Origin of the sequence: Paenibacillus algorifonticola, assembly GCF_050481745.1 — a bacterium.
In the GTDB taxonomy this organism is placed as follows: domain Bacteria; phylum Bacillota; class Bacilli; order Paenibacillales; family Paenibacillaceae; genus Pristimantibacillus; species Pristimantibacillus algorifonticola_A.
The window spans coordinates 1-21,221 of record NZ_JBCNGR010000058.1; the positions used below are offsets into that span (position 1 = coordinate 1).

Annotated in this window: 16 protein-coding genes; 1 reads left to right on the forward strand and 15 read right to left on the reverse strand. The window is 45.9% G+C overall.

Annotation, left to right across the window (positions count from 1 at the left end):
• Nucleotides 1-495: 495 nt before the first annotated feature.
• The 15 genes from ABEW34_RS30610 to ABEW34_RS30680 form a co-directional block, all read right to left on the reverse strand.
• Entirely contained in the window at nucleotides 496-1,797 is a 1,302-nt protein-coding gene (locus tag ABEW34_RS30610; RefSeq protein ID WP_430165215.1) for a D-alanyl-D-alanine carboxypeptidase family protein, read from the reverse strand.
• A 607-nt stretch (nucleotides 1,798-2,404) separates the two neighbouring features.
• Nucleotides 2,405-2,998, reverse strand: coding sequence for a chloramphenicol phosphotransferase CPT family protein (locus ABEW34_RS30615; RefSeq protein ID WP_430165337.1), 594 nt, complete (start codon nucleotides 2,996-2,998; stop codon nucleotides 2,405-2,407).
• A 196-nt stretch (nucleotides 2,999-3,194) separates the two neighbouring features.
• Entirely contained in the window at nucleotides 3,195-3,464 is a 270-nt protein-coding gene (locus tag ABEW34_RS30620) for a hypothetical protein (RefSeq protein ID WP_430165218.1), read from the reverse strand.
• A gap of 189 nt (nucleotides 3,465-3,653) precedes the next feature.
• Nucleotides 3,654-4,487, reverse strand: a complete 834-nt coding sequence (locus tag ABEW34_RS30625) for a hypothetical protein (protein WP_430165221.1) — start codon at nucleotides 4,485-4,487, stop codon at nucleotides 3,654-3,656.
• 501 nt (nucleotides 4,488-4,988) lie between these two features.
• A complete protein-coding gene (locus ABEW34_RS30630) occupies nucleotides 4,989-5,171 on the reverse strand; it encodes a hypothetical protein (protein ID WP_430165223.1) in 183 nt (60 codons plus the stop codon).
• Nucleotides 5,172-5,643: 472 nt separating this feature from the next.
• Nucleotides 5,644-7,608: a YjhG/YagF family D-xylonate dehydratase gene (locus ABEW34_RS30635; RefSeq protein WP_430165340.1), complete on the reverse strand. Its 1,965-nt coding sequence runs from the start codon at nucleotides 7,606-7,608 to the stop codon at nucleotides 5,644-5,646.
• A 48-nt stretch (nucleotides 7,609-7,656) separates the two neighbouring features.
• Nucleotides 7,657-9,138: an alpha-ketoglutaric semialdehyde dehydrogenase GucD gene (gene gucD, locus ABEW34_RS30640; RefSeq protein WP_430165226.1), complete on the reverse strand. Its 1,482-nt coding sequence runs from the start codon at nucleotides 9,136-9,138 to the stop codon at nucleotides 7,657-7,659.
• Between the two features lie 13 nt (nucleotides 9,139-9,151).
• Complete coding sequence (locus tag ABEW34_RS30645; protein ID WP_430165228.1) at nucleotides 9,152-10,057, reverse strand: fumarylacetoacetate hydrolase family protein; 906 nt, start codon at nucleotides 10,055-10,057, stop codon at nucleotides 9,152-9,154.
• Between the two features lie 97 nt (nucleotides 10,058-10,154).
• A complete protein-coding gene (locus tag ABEW34_RS30650) occupies nucleotides 10,155-10,913 on the reverse strand; it encodes an IclR family transcriptional regulator (protein ID WP_430165230.1) in 759 nt (252 codons plus the stop codon).
• Nucleotides 10,914-10,991: 78 nt separating this feature from the next.
• Nucleotides 10,992-12,623, reverse strand: coding sequence for a response regulator transcription factor (locus ABEW34_RS30655; protein ID WP_430165232.1), 1,632 nt, complete (start codon nucleotides 12,621-12,623; stop codon nucleotides 10,992-10,994).
• Nucleotides 12,624-12,631: 8 nt separating this feature from the next.
• Entirely contained in the window at nucleotides 12,632-14,254 is a 1,623-nt protein-coding gene (locus ABEW34_RS30660) for a sensor histidine kinase (protein ID WP_430165235.1), read from the reverse strand.
• Between the two features lie 195 nt (nucleotides 14,255-14,449).
• Entirely contained in the window at nucleotides 14,450-16,042 is a 1,593-nt protein-coding gene (locus tag ABEW34_RS30665) for an ABC transporter substrate-binding protein (protein WP_430165237.1), read from the reverse strand.
• 64 nt (nucleotides 16,043-16,106) lie between these two features.
• The gene (locus ABEW34_RS30670) at nucleotides 16,107-17,021 is read right to left on the reverse strand and encodes a carbohydrate ABC transporter permease (protein WP_430165239.1); all 915 of its coding nucleotides are present in this window, start codon (nucleotides 17,019-17,021) and stop codon (nucleotides 16,107-16,109) included.
• Nucleotides 17,022-17,035: 14 nt separating this feature from the next.
• Nucleotides 17,036-18,016: an ABC transporter permease gene (locus ABEW34_RS30675; protein ID WP_430165242.1), complete on the reverse strand. Its 981-nt coding sequence runs from the start codon at nucleotides 18,014-18,016 to the stop codon at nucleotides 17,036-17,038.
• A 354-nt stretch (nucleotides 18,017-18,370) separates the two neighbouring features.
• Nucleotides 18,371-19,168 (reverse strand): alpha/beta hydrolase, encoded by a 798-nt coding sequence (locus tag ABEW34_RS30680; protein ID WP_430165244.1) that lies wholly within the window; start codon nucleotides 19,166-19,168, stop codon nucleotides 18,371-18,373.
• 304 nt (nucleotides 19,169-19,472) lie between these two features.
• Here ABEW34_RS30680 and ABEW34_RS30685 point away from each other — a divergent pair, with 304 nt between their 5' ends.
• Complete coding sequence (locus tag ABEW34_RS30685) at nucleotides 19,473-21,179, forward strand: RICIN domain-containing protein (RefSeq protein WP_430165246.1); 1,707 nt, start codon at nucleotides 19,473-19,475, stop codon at nucleotides 21,177-21,179.
• The last annotated feature ends 42 nt before the right edge of the window (nucleotides 21,180-21,221 follow it).

Consider the following 21,221-nt stretch of genomic DNA (forward strand, 5'->3'; position numbering starts at 1 on the left):
GACAAGATATTAGCTGGTTTAGCTTAACGCCGCTGATCAATCTGCATCATTTTTACAATTGATAATCGTCCTCATTTACGTAATACAATACATGTTCTTGTCTTCAATCGGCAAACGATATATGTTCTTGTCATTCGATTTTGACAAGAACATATATCGTTAAAACAAAAAAAGCCGCTAATACGCGGCTTTTAAGCATACATGTTCTTGCCACCCGACATCGGATGACAAGAACATATATACTTAACTGTAAAAGTGGTCAAACTTACATCCCTTTTACTCGAAGAAAAAATCTTCATTCTGAAATAAGCTTTTTACTGCAAAAAATTTCATCACAAAAAATAGAACAACCGATGGAAAATCAGGAGTGGCTACCTGTATTCCATCGGTTGTAAGAGACAACTTATGACTGTATATTTCTTTTTTTTATTCCGTTCAAATTAAAAGACCTTATTCGTTCTCCCATTCATAATCTTTCAAAGCATCTTGACACTGCTAATCAGCACTAAAGTAACCACCAATTGACCGAAGAAGTAACATAAACCAGTTTTCTTTCTCCACTGTTCGCTCAGTGATTAAATCAACAGTTCTTAATTGTACGACGCTTTGCCCTTTGACTACGTAAGTAAATGTCGCCGTTCCAGCTTTTGTACCAGCTACCACAGGGGCAGCGAGCCCACCTGGAACTAAATTGACTGTAGCAATAGGTTGTGTAGATACATCTGATTTCGGGAGAATAAAATAAACATCATCTTTTGTTACTATCTGAACATTTTTTTCTTTCCCGCCGTTGACAGGAGATGTTTCCATTCCAGTGACTAAACTCCCAGCAGGAATTACTTGATTCATTGTAAAGTGATTGAATCCATAGTCTAATACCTTTGCCGTCTCTTCGAAGCGGCTCCCCATCGATGGAGTCCCCATGACAACACTGATTAAACGCATACCATTGCGCTCTGCAGTTCCGGTAAAGCAATAGCCTGCGCTTTTGGTATATCCTGTCTTGAGCCCATCCAAGCCCTCATAAGCATAACTCGGAATAGCTTTGTTCGTCTCTAGCATTCGGTTTGAATTGATAATTGGATCTTTATCAGACTTACGCATCTTGTAAAATGGAAGGGATGTGACATCAGCATAATCTGGTTCATCTTGAATAAGGTTTTTCGCCAATGTAGCCACGTCTTTTGCTGACATCAGCGTTTCCCCCATTTCATCGGGGCGAAAGCCTTCTGGCATGTCGGCGCGGCTCAGTCCGGTAGCATTGATAAAATGGGTTTTAGTCAGTTCCATGCGTTTGGCTTCCTCATTCATAAGTGCTACAAAGTTCTGTTCTGTGCCCGATACATGCTCAGAAAGAGCAATCGCAGCATCATTCGCGGATCCCACTGCCATTGCGATGTACAGTTCTTTTACCGTATGCTGATCTCCTTCTGCAAGAAATGCACGGGTACCTATGCTTTTAGATGCATGATCGCTGACTGTAACGATGTCATCCCAGGATAGTTCTCCTGTTCTAACTTTTTTGGCGACAATGTACTCTGTCATCATTTTGACCATACTTGCCGGAGCAAAACGCTGATCAGCATGGATGGACAATAGAACATCTCCTGTAGTTTGTACAATGAGAATGGCGGATTTAACATTAAGATGCAAGGATTCCACAGTCGGTATGTCAGACATTCCCGATGAGTTAAGTGTTCCTTGGTTCGTGGCTGAAACTGAGAGCGGTAACACATATATTGCAAGTATACAAACGGCGATTACTGTGATTAATGGTTTGAATATTCTAAAAATCAATGTTCTCTATCCTCATTTCTGATCATTGGTCGTTCCAAATCGATGTTTCCCATTAAGCTTTCTTAATGTTCTCCATTTGCGATATATGAAAATTATAGAACTGAATGATTTAATGTCAACCTTAATTTTTTTCTAGTCTTAAGAAATTCTTTAGAAATTACTTACCTCGTTCTTCAGGATTTGTTTTTTATGATGGATTTAAGTGAAGCAATGAAACTTGCTTTACTGTGTTTGAATGACCGTTGGAAAACGTTGGCGGGATAACCCATTATGAACGAATACCATTCGAGATTTTTTGGGAAAAGCAATCTTTATGTAAAAATTTCAATCCATGTTGGCATCAGTTTATTCCTTGCCTTTTTCCTAACATTAGGCTTCTCATATGATCTTGCGTATTGTCGCGGAATACTAAAACAATCTTTTTTAAATGGTTTGTTTGCATGCTTCCAAGGCTTTGGCTAAAACGTGCAAATCCCTTTACATCAGCATCTATTCGACAATGGCACAATGTTTTTGTCTTTCTCGGCTAAGGAACCAAAACGACCCCCAATCAAATCATTTGATTGGGGGTCGTTTTGAATATGGTGTTATCTGATGGATACGCCAACTAGGAAACACTAACATTTCTTTTACCTAATTTCTTAAATACCGAGTATTCCTTATTGGACTTAATAAAACTTAATATCTTTTCGGCACATTCTGTTGAATTCATCTCTTCCGTATTTACTTCGAGGTCATATTCATCAAAGCAATATACTTTGCTAAACTGTGAAGCTGCTAGTCCAACCTGTCTATCTCCTCTTGTTTGCTCTCTTCTTATGAGTTCTTCTTTCGAGCATATTACACCTATAAATAACGTAGGCTGATCGAAAAATTGATCAAGCCACTCATTAAACCTCTTGTCATTGTCGATTACGGTATCTACTATTACATTAAAACCCATTTCTGATAACAATTTAATTGTCGAATGGTACACTGAGAATATGGAATCATCAAGTATTTGTGAGACAACTTGATGATCTATTTCTCTTGTGGGTTCATCTGGAAATTTATTATTAATAAAATCATTGTAATTATTAAAAAAATCATCAATTGATAAATGATAAAAAGGAATCTCTTTCTGATTTATCAGTTCAGTCGATATGGAGGTCTTTCCAGAACTTGAAGTTCCATTAAGAAAAACTAATATCCCTTGCTTCAATTTAATCATCCCTTCAAAAAAAATCATTGCGTATCTTTCAGATAACGTTATATTCACAAAGTTCATAAAATTATCCAACTCAGAAAATATTCGAGAAACGATTGAAATATCCTGCCAGTTAGTTCAACGAGTTGCCGAAGAAGCACGGCTACCTCACTTTTTCTCCCCTTGTACCGTTTCTTATACCGTTTCTTCGTTATTGGAACTTTTCAAACTCATTTTTTAACCACTGTTTATTTTGATGAGAAATATATTGCTCCATCTTAATAATCATTTCAATTAATTCTGGCTTAGTAAGCTGTATATAGCGTTGTCTTACTCGTTCTATATTTCTATCAACTTTTATATGCTTATAAGCGTCCAAATCCTCCAGTAATGCTTTAGAAGTTCTTTTGCTAAACTTAGAAATTGATATTATATAGTATTTTATACATATGTCTAAATGAAAACTAAAAGCCTTGTCCATCAGGACTTCTTATATCTTCGTCGCAGCCAAGGATTCTTTTATCTTTTCCTCATGAAGAACAGGATCAAGATCGTGGATCTTGATCCTTGTTTGTGTTTTGGAATGTGTCTCGGGATACGTTCCATTCAACTTCTATCGCTCCTCCGATAGGAAAAAAAGAGACAAATTTATTAGTTTTTCACGGTCAATTTAATAAACGGGAATAAATTCATCTTTTATACTCATCAATCCATCACCATAAATCAATTCAATTTCGTGTTCTTTACCATTGCTGTCCTCTATAACGAAAGTAAACCGTTTTTTATAACGAACTGACATGTTCTCGGAACTAAAAAAATTCTCATAGTTACTTATTATTTCATTAGCAGCCCACTCCGGAACGTCGATATCGTCTGGGTTTAAAAATTTAGCCAATTTAGTGGTGTTCCCCGCATCAATAAGCTCTAAATAGTTAACAACCATACTTTCTGCATAAGGGAAATACTGTATAAAAGGATTGTGATAAACGGTAACTCCATTTTCTTGATAACGAATGACTAGCGAATTCTCTTCATGATTTTCTTTAAAATTCTTATCGACCAAAACGAATTCATACTGACCATCTTCAGGAGACATTGCAGGTTCATCATAATTTATCTGTACGGATAGGGACTCTAAATCAAAATTTTTATCGAAGCCTTCGATTATTGTATTTACTCCATCAATATCTAGTTGAGAACGGGCTGACATATTAACTGTTCGTAATAATTCATTTGAATCTTTTGCCTTAATAAGCTCTAGAAGCTCCTGGGCATCTTTTATCGCTTTCGTTTCATCGGTGACTGCATTCTCTTGGCTCGACGGGGAGCTTTCCAGTTTTGGTATAATGCTTTGTTCTGTTCCTGATGGCGACAGTGTATCCGCTTTTCCCTTAGTGTCATCATGGTTACTTGACACCATGTTAACCGTTCTTTGACTCGTACAGGAAGATAAGGTCAGCATCATCAATAACCCGACGAAGACCAGGCGAGAAGAAATCTTCATTATACCACTACTCCCTACATCTCTAAATTTTCTAACTACTGTTTGTAAGTGCCCCCTTTTCTGATTATCAATTCCCTTATCATCCAAACGTATATGATTGAATTTTGTTGCACGAACTTGCTCATTCGTATAGCTTAACGCCGCCGCGCTAGTCTAGAACTTTTATTTTCGACAGACACGTACAACGAGCCGGTACTTACTAACTGTCCCCTCTGGACAGTATTGATAGCTCCCCATAGTTCCCCCTTAAATAACCGTTCAAAGGCAATAAAAAAAAGGCCACTCCCGATAACAAAAATGGGACGGGCCATTACTATGTGACACATACGAGCCTTGTATAGCATCGTCAATCAAACTTATAACTAAACAGGATTTGCAGATGTTTTTCCATTTTCACCCTCGTTCTACACTTTTTTGAATTCGTTAACCGCTAATTTCGGTTTTGAGCCACTATTATACCTCTTGATTCTTTTGAATGTAAACAGTTTCATGAAATGCATTTCATTCAATCTCTGGACTGAGCCCCGACAACCATTTGGGAACACTTTGAATGTCCTCTGCCGAAATGTTTTTTAACTTGGGCATTCCATCTTTAACCAGAGCAGCTCCGTAAGGTTCGTTACCATGTTCAACGGCAAATTCTGCTAGGGCGTGTCTGAAAACCCGTTCAGTGGCCCCTTTCACCGCCTTTTCGCCCCCTGCTTCGTTCCGTTTGCTTGACGTACCCCCGGTACGCCTTCACAAACGCGCCTTGCATGGAACGAAAATTCGGCAAAATTTGCTGTCCTCAGAGTTCTCAGACACGCCCTAGCTTAATCGCTTCTTTCATAAAAAAACTCGTCTCGGTTCATTATTTCCCGCTTTTTAACATTAATCATTAAATGTTACCACATTTTATTTGAAAATACGGATCTGCTCAGTCTACCCTCTGCTCTAAAAATCTTGGAATATATCTTCTTGATTATCTCTTACGACCCATTTAAGCCACAAAGGATAATGGCTATTCAATTCAATGTTACGACGTGCATTGCCTGTTCGCTAAATCAGATGACTTGTACGTGATTCCCTTCCCGTACTTCTTCTTGATCGAAAAAAACACCGGCATTCGTGTGGACTCATAATTAATGTCCAGACTGCCGGTGTTTTTATACTAACGTTATCCGCCGCTTTCTTCCACTGCGAGCACGCGCATGCCTGCTTTCAGCGTCCGAATGATGCGGCTCGTATCATAAACACAACCTTTCCAGGTTCCGCCGCTTGCAGACTGCAGCGCGGCCCAAAGCCGGGTATCGTCCGGGAGCTCGGGGTCCTCCGCAAGAGAGGGATGCGGCGATCTAGCAGAAAGGATCGCTTCGCCTGCCTCCGGCGTATCCGGCAGCTCGCCGCAGCCGACCATATTGATCGAGCCCTCTAACTTGCGCGTGTCGATGCGGATGTCTACCCAGTCCCCGTCTCGCAGGCTCCCTACGGGACCACCTGCAAGCGCTTCCGGACCGATATGTCCGATGCAGGCGCCGGTCGAGACGCCGGAGAACCTGGCATCGGTCAGGAGCGACACCTGCTTGCCGAATGTCAGATGCTTCAGCGCCGACGTCAACTGATAGGTCTCCTCCATCCCGGTTCCTGTCGGACCGCGGCCGATCAGAGCCAATATGTCGCCAGCGAATATGCCACCGGTCTTAATTGCGCGGATCGCATCGCGCTCGGTCGTGTACACCTTGACCCGTCCAACATGCCGGAATACCCCCTCGTCGTCAAGAACCGACGGGTCGATGGCCGTCGACTTGATGACGGAGCCTTCCGGCGCGATATTTCCGGACGGGAACGTAACGGTCGGCGTCAAGCCAGCGGTCCGCGCCCGTTCTGGGCTGTATATGACCGTATCCGGGTCGATCCCTTCCCGCTCAGCAAGATAGTTTCGCATGCTCTTCCGCCGCTCGGACGTCTCCCACCAGTCCAGCGTCTCGTTTAGTGTGACACCGCTCGCGGTGAGTACGCTTACATCCAGCACGCCGAGCCGCCGAAGATGCAGCATCACCTCCGGCACTCCCCCGGCTAGAAACACACGGACTGTTGGATGAGGAACGGGGCCATTCGGCAGCACACTGACCAGTCGGGGAACGGTGCGGTTGACCTCCGCCCAGTCCCCGGCGTTCGGCACCGTGAGACCTGCCGCATGAGCAATCGCAGGAATGTGCAGCAGCAGGTTCGTAGAGCCGCCGAAAGCCGCATGAACAACCATCGCATTACGGATAGACGCGTCCGTCAACACATCACTAAGCGTAAGGCCCTTGCTTGCCAGCGCCATCGCCGCTCGGGCAGATTGGCGTGCCATCTCCGTCCAGACCGGCTGACCTGACGGGGCAAGCGCGGCGTGCGGCACCGTCATTCCGAGTGCCTCCGCCACGACCTGCGCGGTACCCGCCGTTCCGAGAAACTGGCAGCCACCGCCCGGCGTCGCGCAGGCTCGGCAGCCAAGGTCGGCAGCCTCCTCCAATGACAGCTCGCCGTTTGCATATCGGGCGCCAATCGTCTGAATTTTGCCAGCATCCTCGCCATTCGTCGGCGGCAGTGTAACACCGCCTGGCACGATAACGCCAGGCAGGTTTTTCATTCCGGCAAGCGCCAGCATCATCGCAGGCAGCCCCTTGTCGCATGTCGCGACGCCAACAACGGCTGCTCGGGTAGGCAGCGAGCGGATTAGCCGCCGCATGACCATTGCTGCGTCGTTGCGGTAAGGCAGTGAATCAAACATGCCCGAGGTGCCCTGTGATCGTCCGTCGCACGGATCGCTCACATGAGCCGCGAAAGGAATACCGCCCTTTGCGGCAATCTCTGCCGCCGCCGCCTTCATTAACAGGCCAATTTCCCAGTGGCCGGTGTGGTAGCCAAGCGCAGCGGGCGTGCCATCCTCGTTGCGGATACCTCCAAGCGTGCCCAAAATTAGAACTTCCCTGCCCTGCAAGCGGTCCGCTTGCCATCCCATGCCGACGTTCTGACTCCAGCCGAACAGATTGCCGCTAGGTTCGTTCAGAAGAAGCTCCGGAGTCAGCGGGAGCTTGCCGGAGGGCCCCGGAGCATGTGTGAACACGTCGAAATAATCCGCTTCGTCCGATCCCATTACGTTTTTTAACAGATCCAGATCATCCATTATGCGTACCCCTTCTGGTTATGGCTTCATGAAGACCGTTTTCACAGCTGTGTAAAACTCGATAGCCGCCTGTCCCTGCTCGCGAGAATGGGAGCTGGAGCCTTTCATTCCGCCGAACGGCGCCTGCAGCTCCACGCCCGCTGTCTCGGCGTTAACCCGGACGAGCCCTGCATCCGTTTCCTGAATAAACTTCAGTGCATAACCCAGATTGCTTGTATAAAGGGAGGCACTGAGTCCATATTCCGTATCGTTCGCGAGTTCAATCGCCTCATCAAGGTCACGCACCTCGATCAGTGCCAGTACTGGACCGAAAATCTCCTCTCGTGCAATGGCCATCTTCGGCATCACCTGATCAAACACGGCCGGTGTAATGAAGTAGCCGTCCGCCAGCTCCGGATCATCTGGCTGCTCGCCGCCAACGAGAAGCTCCGCACCTTCCTCCTTGCCCTTGCGAATATAATCTAGCACGGTTTCATACTGCTTTCGGCTCGCACATGGGCCAAGCCACGTCTCCGCATTCAAGCCATCGCCTACCTTTAGCCTTTCCACCTTCTCGAGCAATTTCGATCTGAACGACTCGTAAACGTCGCTCACAACGATAACGCGGCTCGTAGCGGTACACTTTTGGCCGGTTGAGCGAAGCCCTCCGCTGATTGTCGCATCAACGGCTAAGTCCAGATCGGCGTCGGCTGCGATGATGATTGGATTTTTACCGCCCATTTCAAGCTGATACTTCGCCCCACGTGCTAGAGCGATCTGGCCGACACGCTTGCCGACCGTGTCAGAGCCCGTGAAGGTGACAGCGTGAATGCCCGGATGCTCGGCGATACCCTGACCAATGACGGCACCTTCGCCAATAACCATGTTCATGACGCCCGCCGGAAAGCCAGCTTCATGGAAGCAAGCCATAATTAGTGAAGCGGTGATAGCCGTCTCAGCCGCTGGCTTCCAGACGACCGTGTTTCCGAAAACCAGTGCGGGCGCCATTTTCCAAACGGGAATCGCTACAGGGAAATTCCAGGGCGAGATGACGCCGACGACGCCGAGCGGAGCGCGAGTCGTGAACATCAATGCTTCAGCGTCTGTTGCTGGAATAACGTCGCCGACCGGACGCATACCCTCGCCTGCATAATAGCGTAAAATGGCTGCACCGCGGGCCGTCTCCCCCTTCGCCTCGCCAAGCGTCTTGCCCATCTCGCAGGTCATCGCACGGCCGATCTCCTCCAAGCGGCTCTCCAGCAGATCAGCTGCCTTGAACAGCAGGGCGCCGCGCTGAGCACCGGTTAGCTTTCGCCAGGCATAGCGGGCAGCCTCGGCGGATGCGACCGCAACGTCTAGATCGTCACACTCGGAGTCAGGCGATAAGCTAACGATTTCACTGCTGCGGGCCGGATTGCAGCCAGCATTGCGCTTGCCAGAGAGCGGTGGCTTCCACTCGCCTCCGATATAGTTATCTATTGACGGAATTTCCGGATTCACCGTGTATTCGCTGTTTACCATTATTTTTTCCCCCTTAGGCGTGATTTGGAGCCATGTCCAGCTCATGAGTGCTAATTACCGTGTTCACCAGCGTCCCTATACCTTCGATTTCAATTTCAATGCGGTCGCCGGAGGCCAGCGTAAACTGATTAGGCGGAACGAGACAGGTGCCTGTCAGCAAAACCGTACCGTCGAACAGCTCATTATCCCGTTTCAAGAAGCTGACAAGCTCCTCCAGTTTGCGCTTTAACAGGCCGGTATGCGCCGTTTCATCAACAACCAGCGCTCCATCCCGGTAAATGCGGCAGGCAATCGAGAGCGCGTACGGGTCAGCGACCGTCTCCGCAAGTCGGACGAAGGGGCCGATTGAGCAGGAGCGCTTCCAAATTTTCGCCTGCGGCAAGTAAAGAGGATTTTCGCCCTCGATGTCGCGGCAGCTCATGTCATTGCCAGCCGTATAGCCGATGATGGCGCCAGAGCTATCCAAGACCAGCCCAAGCTCTGCCTCCGGCACCTGCCACGAGGAGTCGCTCCTCAGACATACCGCTTCACCAGGTCCAACGGTACGGGCTGCTGTTGATTTCATAAACAGCTCCGGCCGTTCTGCCTCGTACACCTTGTCGTAAAAGGTGTCAGCATCGAGCCTTCCCTCCGTCGCCTCATAATTTCGCGCCTCACGGCTGCGTTGATAGGTCACACCTGCCGCCCATACCTCCGGTGCGTCCAGCGGCGTCGTCAGGTGCAGCGTTTCTGCCGGAGCACCGATCGGCGAGAGACTGCCAAGCATCGTCCCAACATAAGCAGCGGTTGTCAATCCGGCGGTGCGGGCATTTGCGACGAGTGTCATAAGATCTGGCGCATCTAGCCGATAACCATCTCCGCCTTCTGTCATTACTCCCAAATAGGAAAGCGAGTTTTCAAAATAACGAAATATACGCATAATTACATGACCTCCAGTTATTTTGTTTTATATTATAAAACTCCGTTCTCGTATTATGCTAAAAAAGATCCGCCCAGAATCTTTGCGTATAATCGCATTATCTTGGACGGTAGCCGAGTCCGCGTGAAATCTGTTCTGCTGTCTCCCGCAAAAGCAGGACGAAAGCTGCTAATTCCTCATCCCCAACTGTTGACGTCATCGTCGAGATGCTGATCGCCGCCGTAATTTGGCCGCTGTGGTCATACACCGGCGCCGCAGCACAACGGACACCTGCTTCATTCTCTTCCCGGTCGTAGGCGACGCCCGCATTTCGCGAGGAGATCAGCTCTTTCAGGAAGTCCGACTTGTTTGAGATCGTATGTGGCGTATGAATGGAATAGTCGTAGCTCTCCAGCAATCTCTCCAGCTCAGCTTCCGGCACGTAAGCCGCCAGCATCTTGCCGACCGCGCTGCTGTGCAGGGGCACCCGCCGGCCAATTCGGGAATATCGAATGGCTGCTTTGCTGCCTTCGACCTTATCAATATAGACGCCTTCCGCTCCGTCCCGGATAACAAGATGAACAGTCTGTCCCGTCTTCCCTGACAGTGCATCCATCGGTCCTCTTGCGATCTCCCGGATGTCAAAGCTCTGCAATAGCAGCTGCCCCTTCTCCAGCAGACGCATGCCGAGCCGATACAGCCCGTTCTCATCCTGTTCAATATAGCGATGATGTTGAAGCGTCTTAAGCAGGGAATGCACCGTACTTTTATGCAGTCCGACCCTGACACTGATTTCGGTTATTTTCAATACTCGAGTATGCTCATCAAACAAATCCAGAATGGTAAGCGCCCGGTCGACTGATTGAATGATGGGCATAAAATACATAATCCTCCTTTCGTTTTATAATACAAAACAACGTTCTTATATATTGTACCAAACGATTAACAGTGTCGTCTAGCTGGTTTGATTCGTTTTTTTTCGAGCTCGATATAGCTGCGGCGTTACGCCGACAACTCGTTTGAATAAGTTAGAGAAGCTTCCCAAGCTGGTATACCCAACCTTTTCCGCAATATCGGTAATTTTGAATTCGGTTTCTTCCAGCAATCGTTTGGCCTCCTGTATTCGTTCCTGAATAATAGCGTCAGACAACGATAATCCGGTCTCCTTCTTGAACAATCTGGATAAATATGCCGGGTTTAGATAGACATGGGCGGCCAATTCTTCGCGAGTGATTTCCTGATTTAAACGTGAACGAATGTAATGTCTGATCTTGGTGACGACGGTAGAGGAAACATTCTTGCTTGTCCTAAGAAGTAATACGGTCACCCCTAGAATCCCCCGCGTCCAATTTTGCAAACCTACCGAATGCTTTGGGTAACTTTCCTTATCCAATAATTGCTTTAACTCCAGTGACTCGTGTATGGACAAACCTTTCTTGGCCAGAATGGTATGCACTATAAAAAGGATGCCATGAATGAATTGTCGATGCGATTCTTTCGTCCATATGATCGCCTCGCTGCTGCAGAACCATTGCTTAACACGGCTATCCAGCTCATCCAGCTCGCCGAGCTCTAAAATGGTCGCCCACTCTGCAAACAAGTTCATTGGAGCAACTACCGGCAGCTGATTTAACAGCCTAGTGGAAGGCGGATAGGCCGGAGTGAAAATTTGCTGTGAGCTGTTTAGGTTGCTCTGCTCTCTTTCTGTCACATGAGCATAAGCGCTAACGATCTCTGGCAGCAATACGGTCGGGCTGATATAAATCGATAAGGAACAATGAAGAATCCGTTTGCACTCATTAAGAAACTGCCGGCAATTGTAATCAAGCACATTACCAACAAGAACCTCTTCGTCCCTCACATATACAATCGCCAAATTAAGACCTACATGATCTTGAAGTACGACGCCCTCTAGCCCTCTCAGAAGCAGTTCTCCAGCCAAATTGCGAAGGGCGTACTCCATAATAGCCTCATCACGAGCGCTTAAATTTTCCTTCCATTGTTCCAGGCCTAATAGAACTAGAATATAACGATCCTCCTTTTTGAGATCCAGGCCGCAAGTTTGCGAAGATATCTGCAACGATTCCGGGAGAAGAGAGGTGCGCTGGCTAAGGATGTCTTGCCAGAAGCGTTCTACTAATATAGGCAGCTGATGCTCCCATTTTCTTCGATAGTCTTGTATAAGTATTTCAAACTTATGCTGCTCTTTCTTCCTCGCGACTTCTGCAATAGCTGAGCTTGCCACCTGCTTCAATTGCTCGTAATCGACAGGCTTCAACAAATAATGGAACGCCCCATGCTGGATGGCCTGCTGTGCATACTCAAAATCAGCATGGCAGGTGAGCATAATCGTTAGCGTGTCCGGTGAGTGCTGCGATACCCAGACCAATAATTCCAGTCCGCTCCTCCCTGGCATCTCAATATCACAAATAAGTAAATCTATAGGGTGGCGCTCCAGGCACTCCACTGCTTGTTCTACGTTTTCCGCCAGATGGACATCTGCAATACCTAATTCGTCCCAATTCACGCCTTGCTGCAAACCGAGCAAGGCAAAATATTGGTCATCGACGATCAATATCCGGTACATATGTAAGATCACAGCCTCCTATGTATAGGCAACATTATTTTTATTACTCCACCGCCCTGAGGATCATTGCTAAAGGTAATACTCGCCCGTTCATTATAGAACATGCTCAAGCGTCGGCGTACATTCCATATCCCTAATTGGCGGTCAGTCGGATCTTTTTCATACAAACCAAGGTTAAGCCTTTCGAGCTGCAGCTCGGAGAATCCCGGACCAGAGTCGCTGATTTGGATGGCCATACACATAGCGCCATCTTTGCTGACTTCTTCATTTATTGTAATGTTGACTCTAAATGGTTTTGTGTTATTAATAAATCCATGCTTAATCGCATTTTCCACGAACGGCTGCACAAGCAATGGTGGTATGAGCGCATTTTCCAGCTCCTTCGGGAATTGATCATGAAAGCTAAGCTTGCCTGGGTACATAACCATCTGTATTTCCATATAATTTCGAATATGATTCAATTCACTAGTAAGCGTAATCCACGTATCGTTCGTGCTCATGATGAATCTGAAATAGGAAACGAGATGGGCAATTATTTTCTTAATTAGCGAATACTTCTGAAGCTCTACAAGATGAAAGACAATATTCAAAGAGTTCAAGAAAAAATGCGGGTTTATTTGAGCTTGAAGATGCTTAAGCTCTGCTTGCTGCACTTTCATTTTCTCTTCATATACATCGATCTTAAGATTTCCGATTTGTTCGGCCATTCGATTGAACTGCTCTGTAATCAACTGGAACTCCTTCGATTTCCCTTCCTTAAGGCGGTAATCCAGTTGTCCCTTTCCAATAATGCGCATCCCGCTGGTCAATTGTTGTATAGGCTTAAACACGAGCCGATTTAGTAGAAAGAACATAATAACCAATATCACAACCACTGCGATAGGAATAGCTTTAATCACGCGTTGGAACATCGGCAGTTCATCCAAAAGTGACTCCTCATCCAACAGAATGAATACGTGGAGATCCGAGAAAATGGACGGTTTGTCTACAAACAAGTAGCTGCTCCCATCATGGAGGCGCAATGATGCGTTAGCATGATTCGATTGATCTTTCAACTTACTGCGGAGCAAGTCAAGATCCTCCTTTGAGAATTGTCCCCATAACAGATTGCCATCTTTGGAGATGATGCCGATCTTTTCGTCGCTCCTTACAGACTCCAATTGGGTTAAAGGCTGTGCCAATGAGTCAATGCTGACAAGTACACCGATGAGCAGCCTTCCACTTTTATCAGGCAGCACCTTAAATAAGACCGGCTCACCTCCGACCGTAACGATTTCCCACTTCAAAGAAGTCGGAAGCATGAAGGTCTTCAGCTTGGAAGACAGTCCGGAACGAATAGCGTCCTTCTCCTTGTAATATTCTTTTTGGCTGCTGAGGAACAGTTCATCCCTATCATGGCGATACACAAACACGCTGCGAATACTGGAGTAGTAGCTGACATCGCTGTACCATTGATCCATTAATTTTCGTATAGATAAATAATAATTAACACTTTCCGGATCACTTTCCGAGTATAGCTCGAGCAGCATGCTCTCGTTTGAAGTGCGAAGTAAATAAGTGCTCGTCTGCTCTAGCAATTCATCAAGAGCACCTAAATGAAGGGTCAGTGTATCCGATGCAGATTTTGCCACTTTCTCCCGAACAATGTTTGTAGAATAGATGTTAGTATAGTATAAAAAAAGAAAAATAGGCGTCACTAGAAGCAAAACGAGAGCGCTTACTTTAAATTGCAAAGATAATTTCACATTTTCTCTCCTTTTCCTATCCTATTAACGCCTGTGAGGCGCAAAAGGGGAAAGACCTCATCAGTCTTCCCCTTTGCCTGCTTATGGTTGCTTCGCTTTCCATTCATCGTATTGCTTTTGAACTTCGGCGCGGATGTTCTCGATACCATTGGCTTGTAACTTTCCGTTGTATTCAGCCAATACCTTGTCTGCGTCCAAGCTTCCCGTTTCAAGCAATGGGCGATATTCCTTAATAATATTGCTGACGACGGATACTTCCGTTTTGACGGGAACCGTATTAAAGTTAAAGCCGAATGACTTCACCTTATGGGATTTCTCATTATAAGCCTTAAACTTCTCCCATTTGTCAGCGCTTTCTCCTTCCCACAAATAGGTGAGCGTCTGATTGCCGAACATCCATTCAATGCCCGGAGCCCACCCCGTATCCGCGCGGGTAGCCACGCCAGCCGGCAGCTTAATGAAATTATCCGTACCTTCTACCTTGACATATTGCCGATTTTCCACACCGAAGTCAATCAAATTGATTAGCTTCTTATCGGTATGCAAAAGATTCAGCAGCATCATCGTCCGCTCCGGATCAACGGATGTACGCCCTATTGCCATCATGGAATTGCTAACGCTGGCCGTGCTGATCTCGGGATCATTCCCTTTAAGCTTGACGAGCTCAATGCCTGTAGCGATGGAATCCTCTTTGTCGGAGTCCGGCTTGTCGGAACCGAACTTCATCCACGTTTTCCCAGCCTTAAGCGCGTCTTCGGCACTCGTTTTGGTTGTTGCGGCATCTTGGTTAATGTACCCCTTCTTAAACCAGTCACTGTAGAGCTTCATGCGATAAATAGCCATATCGGACTCCATAGAACTGATGATCATCTTGTCTGTCTTCGTGTCCAGTACGATTCCGGCAGGCGCACCCGCTACAAGCTCGTAACGAAAGTTTTCTGCTACACTAGGCCTTGTTTTGTCGAAATAACCAAGTGTATCGGAGCCGCTGCCCGAGAGCCAGATTGGAGCTATGCCAGGCTCTTTATCCTTAATCGTTTGAAGCCATGGCTCCAAATCCTCCAGCGTATTGATCGAATCGACATCAAATCCATATTTATCTACTAGATCCTTCCTAAACATAATCGTATGGCTTTCACCAATTTCTTTATTGGTTGGAATGGCATAGATTTTATCATCTACTTTGCCGCCGTCAAGAAAACGGGGATCCAGCGTCTCTGTAATTCCTTGTCCGTATTGGGCTAACAGATCATCAAGCGGGAGGAAAGCCCCCTTCGATACATTATTAGCAAAATCAGCCCAGTTTGGAGCAAAGGTTAAATCTACTTGTTCACCGGACTGGTAGGCAAGCGCCATCTTTTCCGACCATGTGGACCAAGGAAGTCCTTGAAAGTCAATCTCGGCATTAATTTTCTCTTTCAAATATTTGTTGATTTCTGCTATAACTTCCTTCGAGTCGTTCTGAGGGAAATTACCTACGGTATACACCTTGAGCATGCGGTACTTCGAGATGTCGGGATTGCCGGATGCGTTGTCTCCGGATGACTTGCTCGTTGACGCCGGATCTACGCTAGACGTATTGGTCGAGCTTGAGCTGCTGCTGCAGCCGGAGATTGCCAGCATGGTCACGGTTAGCCAAGCAAGCGTAATGCCCCACCCTTTCATTTTCTTCATTTTGTTTCCTCCCCATTCATATAATCATATATTCTAACCAGCCGTATAGCTAGAGTTAGACCATTTAACCTTTAATGGCTCCGATGGTAAGTCCCTTGGTGAAATACTTCTGGAAAAATGGGTAGACGAATAGTATAGGACCAATGGAGACGACTACCATCGCCATGCGAAGACTTTCTGTTGGAACCGCTTCTTGCACCATAAGAGCTACGCCGCTGCCCGCCAATTGATTTTTAAAAAACTCTGCTTGGCGAATCATTTGAATCATGACATACTGCAAGGAATATTTATCGGTATCATTAATGAATAACATGGAATTAAACCAATCGTTCCAATACATTAGAGTCGTGAACAAACCGACAGTTGCAAGAACAGGTAGAGAAATAGGAAGAACCAGCTGGAAGAAAATGCGCCACTCCGATGCTCCGTCTAATTTACCCGATTCAATCATCTCTTCCGGAACGGTCTGCTGAAAAAAGGTACGAGTAATGAATATATAAAACGCATTCGAAAGACCAGGAAGAATTAGCGCGGCAAATGAATCCTTCAGCTCCAAAAAGTTGACGTACAGTAGATAGAATGGGACCAGCCCTCCAGAAAACAGCATCGTAATCAGAAGATAGAAATTAAATGCCTTTTTGAATGGAAAATCCTTGCGAAAAATAGGATAAGCGTATAAGGCAATTAACAATACCGCAAGTATCGTTCCTATAATGGTAACGCTAAGGCTAACCCCATAGGCTTTTACGAGTGTTGTGGAATTGGTAAATAAATATTGATAGGCGGATACATCCAGTTTGTCAGGCCAGAACTTGTAGCCTTGTAACGTCAGAAGTTTTTCATCTGATAACGAAATAGCGACAATCAGCACGATAGGCATGATACATGCGAGACTAAAAGCGATGAATATAATGTGAAGTATAATCTCGGCTAGCTTGGAGGCCCTCTGATACGATGTAACACTTGCTTTTGGGTTCATTTCGATTCTCCTTTCTAGAAAAGTGCTGTATCGCGATTAAGTTTGCGAGCCAGACTATTGGCTCCAATGACAAGGAAAAATCCGACAACGGATTGGTAAAAGTTTGCTGCAGAGGACATTCCCAAATCATTGAGCTGAATCAAGCCTCTGTAAACATACGTATCAATGACATCCGTCGTCGAGCGCAACGCGCCAGAGTCGAGCGTAACGTGATAGAACAAGCCAAAATCGGAGCGGAAAATGCCTCCTAAATTCAGAATCGTCAGGATGACCATCACAGGAGTAAGAAGCGGAATCGTAATTCGGGTAATCTGCTGCCATTTGTTGGCGCCATCCATTTTCGCAGCTTCATACAGCTCCTCACTGATCCCGGTTATTGCCGCCAGATAGATAACGCTGCCTATACCAACAGAGTGCCACATTTTTGTTATCCATAAAATATAAGGCCATGCCTGAGGGTGCATATAAGCATTTACGGAAGAGTAGCCGAACAAGGGCAAGATATATTTCACCAAAAAGCCGTATTCTGGATGCAGAAAAGCGTATACGATATAGCTGACAACGACCATGGACAAGAAATTAGGCATAATCATAATCGTCTGATAGACTCGCGAAGCAAGCTTGGCACGCACTTCATTAATGGCAATGGCGACTGCAACCGAGAGAATTAGCCCAGAGACAATAAAAGCAACGTTGTAGGCAACTGTGTTAATGGTTACTCGCCATGCATCTGAGGTCGCAAAGAGAAAGCGGAAATTGTCCAGCCCAGCCCATGGACTGCCCATAATTCCATCAATATAGTTAATATTTTTGAAAGCAATGAAGACACCAAACATCGGAATGTAGCAGTTAACGAAAAAAATGATGCTTGTCGGCAGCAGCATAAGCAGCAGCACTCGATATTTCACAATATTTCGCAGCAGGAGGGCGATGCCCCTCTGTCGCTGTGAATGCGTTTGCTTAGACAAAGAATGTACAGTTGATGGAGTAGCCATAGTATTTAACCTCACTCTAGTTAACAGGATAGATTCATTATAGATGAGGTGGATACAGGTTCTCTCCATCGCAGGTGACCTCTTTTATTCAAAAGTTACTTTTTCAAGTTTAAGATAGCGTACGCATATCATTTTATTTTTTCATAAAAATATCCATGCGAATATAAACAGACATGATGATATCATCATGTCTGTTTATATTCAATATGAAGAAGCTTATAAAATGAACCATGTTTATCTTTTTATTTCACTCTAGTATTAGGGCGTGTTACAAATACGAACCGTATGAAGCATTGCCCCGACCCTCCTCTGCAAAGTCCCTAGAAATCCTAGTTCGTTTGTGACGACGGCCACTTAAACTTGAAATTTTTGAAAAATGAGCTGAGAAAAATGATATAAATCATTTTTCCATACCGGCCAATCATGGCCTCCGCTCTCCTCATACCAAATGTGAGGCACATTATGCTGGGACAAATAAGCATGTGTCTGGTCGCTGACATGTTTAAGATTATCCAGCACTCCGCATGAAAGCCAGAGCAGCTTGAGTTTTGAGGTTGCTTCCTCAGGATGAGGTACTAGCCGTTCAGGTGCCTTTGTATTAGGAGCAGAAGAGAAACCGCCAATCCATGCAAAATGGTCGAGATTCCCTAACCCGATATTGAGCGATTGCCCTCCTCCCATAGATAAACCGGCAAGCGCGCGATTCTCTCTGTCGATCTGAACCCAATAGTTTGATTCTATAAATGGAATGATTTCATATAACAAGTCAGATTCAAAATCCTCGAAAGCTTTCAGCTTGTCGGTATCGAATAGATTTCCCTCCGCTCGATCATTCGGCATTGCCCGGCCGTTTGGCATGACAACGATCATAGGCGCAAGCTTGCGCGCTGCATACAGATTATCAAGAATAACTTGCGGACTGGCATGATGGCACCATTCCGTTTCATCTCCACCGATACCGTGCAGTAGATAAAGTACATTATACCTTTGATTCTCTGTATAGCCGGGTGGGGTATAAATCATCATTTTGCGTGTGGTGCCTACTGTCTTAGAGACATATTCAACCGTGTCTATTTTTCCGCGCGCGACTGTTTCCCCATATTGGTCATATCCTGCTGGTGCGTTATTCAATATTAAATGATATTTAGCCATGTTCATGATCTTCCTTTCCTTAATGGAAGTACTGCACTGCCAACAGTGTAGTACTTCCATTTATTAATTACAACCTGTCGATTCATACTTCTTTCTCATCCCCCAAAAGTAGAGTTAAGCGGGGCATCCCCCATAATTCGACAGGTTGCCGTCGACCATTGTCTAGTAGTAAACTCATTTTGTAAACGCATACATTTAGTTCCATTGCAAAAACCGCCCCTAAAGCGAAAGGAATGGGCCGCTCCACCCTACTTCATTACTACCATGATTCACATAAATCAAAAAATTAAGGGAGATGTATGGAATGAGGAAGAAGAATGTCAGTTTAGGAGTAAAGATTATGCTGCTTCTCGCACTATTGATGTCACCGATGCTGCTAAGCGGAAATCCGGCAGAAGCATGGGTTGGCATGCCAATGTCCAAGCTTCATGTCAGTGGTAACCAGTTGGTAAACACTGACGGTCAGCCCGTATTGCTTAGCGGTTGGCACCAGCCTTCCGGTGCTTATTGGACCTACCAGAACAGCAACTACTATCTGAATCAGAACGGCGGGAATCGGCATGCTGCTATTCTGGCATATTTAAAGGATATTACCGATACCTTTACGAGCACTTCCGCCAAATACGGCAACAACCATGGATGGTATATGAATCAGGTTCGTCTATTCATAGACCGGGAAGACATGGGAGACGTTGCAGCGGGCACCTATAACTTTGCTGGTTTGCAGGCCGTCACCCAGAACGTAATCATTCCTTATATCAACTATGCTAAGACCAAAGGCTTATATGTTACACTTGGCCTCGATTACACGCTGAATAACAACCAAGCGACAACGCCCGACAATCTTGCTAAATTCAATCAGATCTGGGGCTACCTAGCTGATCAGCCGGGCATTAAGAGTGCGGATAACGTCATGTTCGAGCTAATCAATGAGCCTGTATTATCCGATGTTAACGGTGTTTGGGGCGGACACCCTTCCCAATCCAATTTCGCTGCTCACTGGAACTCGCTCAAAAATTTCCAAAACTCAATGATCTCTACAATCCGCAGTAAAGGTGCAGATAACGTTGTCTGGGCCGCGGGGCTCGGCTGGGATCAATACTATCAATTATGCGCAGCGTATCCACTGACGGATCCACTGAACAATGTTGGTTATTCGGTCCATTGGTATCCAGGGTATGGCGCCAATGACAATTATGCGCCTCTGCAGCAGCAGTGGGATACCAATATTAAGCCTTGCGCTGATAATTATCCAATCAATATTACGGAAACCACCTGGTTTAAGACACAACCTGGAGACTCCTCCTATTGGGAGCTCTTTAATGGCTCCAACGAGGGCTTCGGCAAAAACACAAAAGCGATCTTCACAGCAGCAGGCAATGTGAGCATTGCCGTCCATATGAACGGATTTTTGCTGAATTCCGGCATAAGAAGCTCGTTCGCGGACCCGACAGCTGGCTTGCTTTATGATGGCAATACAGCCAGAGATGGCATGGCCCGTTTTATTTTTGAATGGTATTATGAACGCGCCCAGTTCAATCCTTGGAATGGGGTTTGGAATGGAGTGACGAATGGGGCAACGTACAAGCTTGTGAACCGTGCATCGGGCAAAATACTCGAGGTCCCTGGCGGTCAGAATACTAACAATTTGCAGCTTGAGCAGCGGACAGACAATAACACGACGGCGCAGCGCTGGGTCGTTACGGATCAAGGAACCTATAACAACTATTATAAGCTGCGGAGCGTGAGCTCATCTGACAATAAAGTCATGGATGTTCGTAACGGAACGAAAAACAACGGGGAAGCGATTCAGCTTATGCAGGATCTTTCCAATACAGCACAACAATTTCGATTAATCAAGCTGAGTAACGGATACTGGAGCATGCTTAATGTGAATAGCAACAAAGCAGTTGAGGTTCTGGGATCCTCCACCGCAGATGGAGCGAAGATCCAACAAAATTTATACCGCGGCGATCTGAATCAGCAGTGGCAGTTGGTTCAGATTAATTAGCCAGCAGACTTTTGTAAGTGAAAGAATTAGAAATTAAGGAAC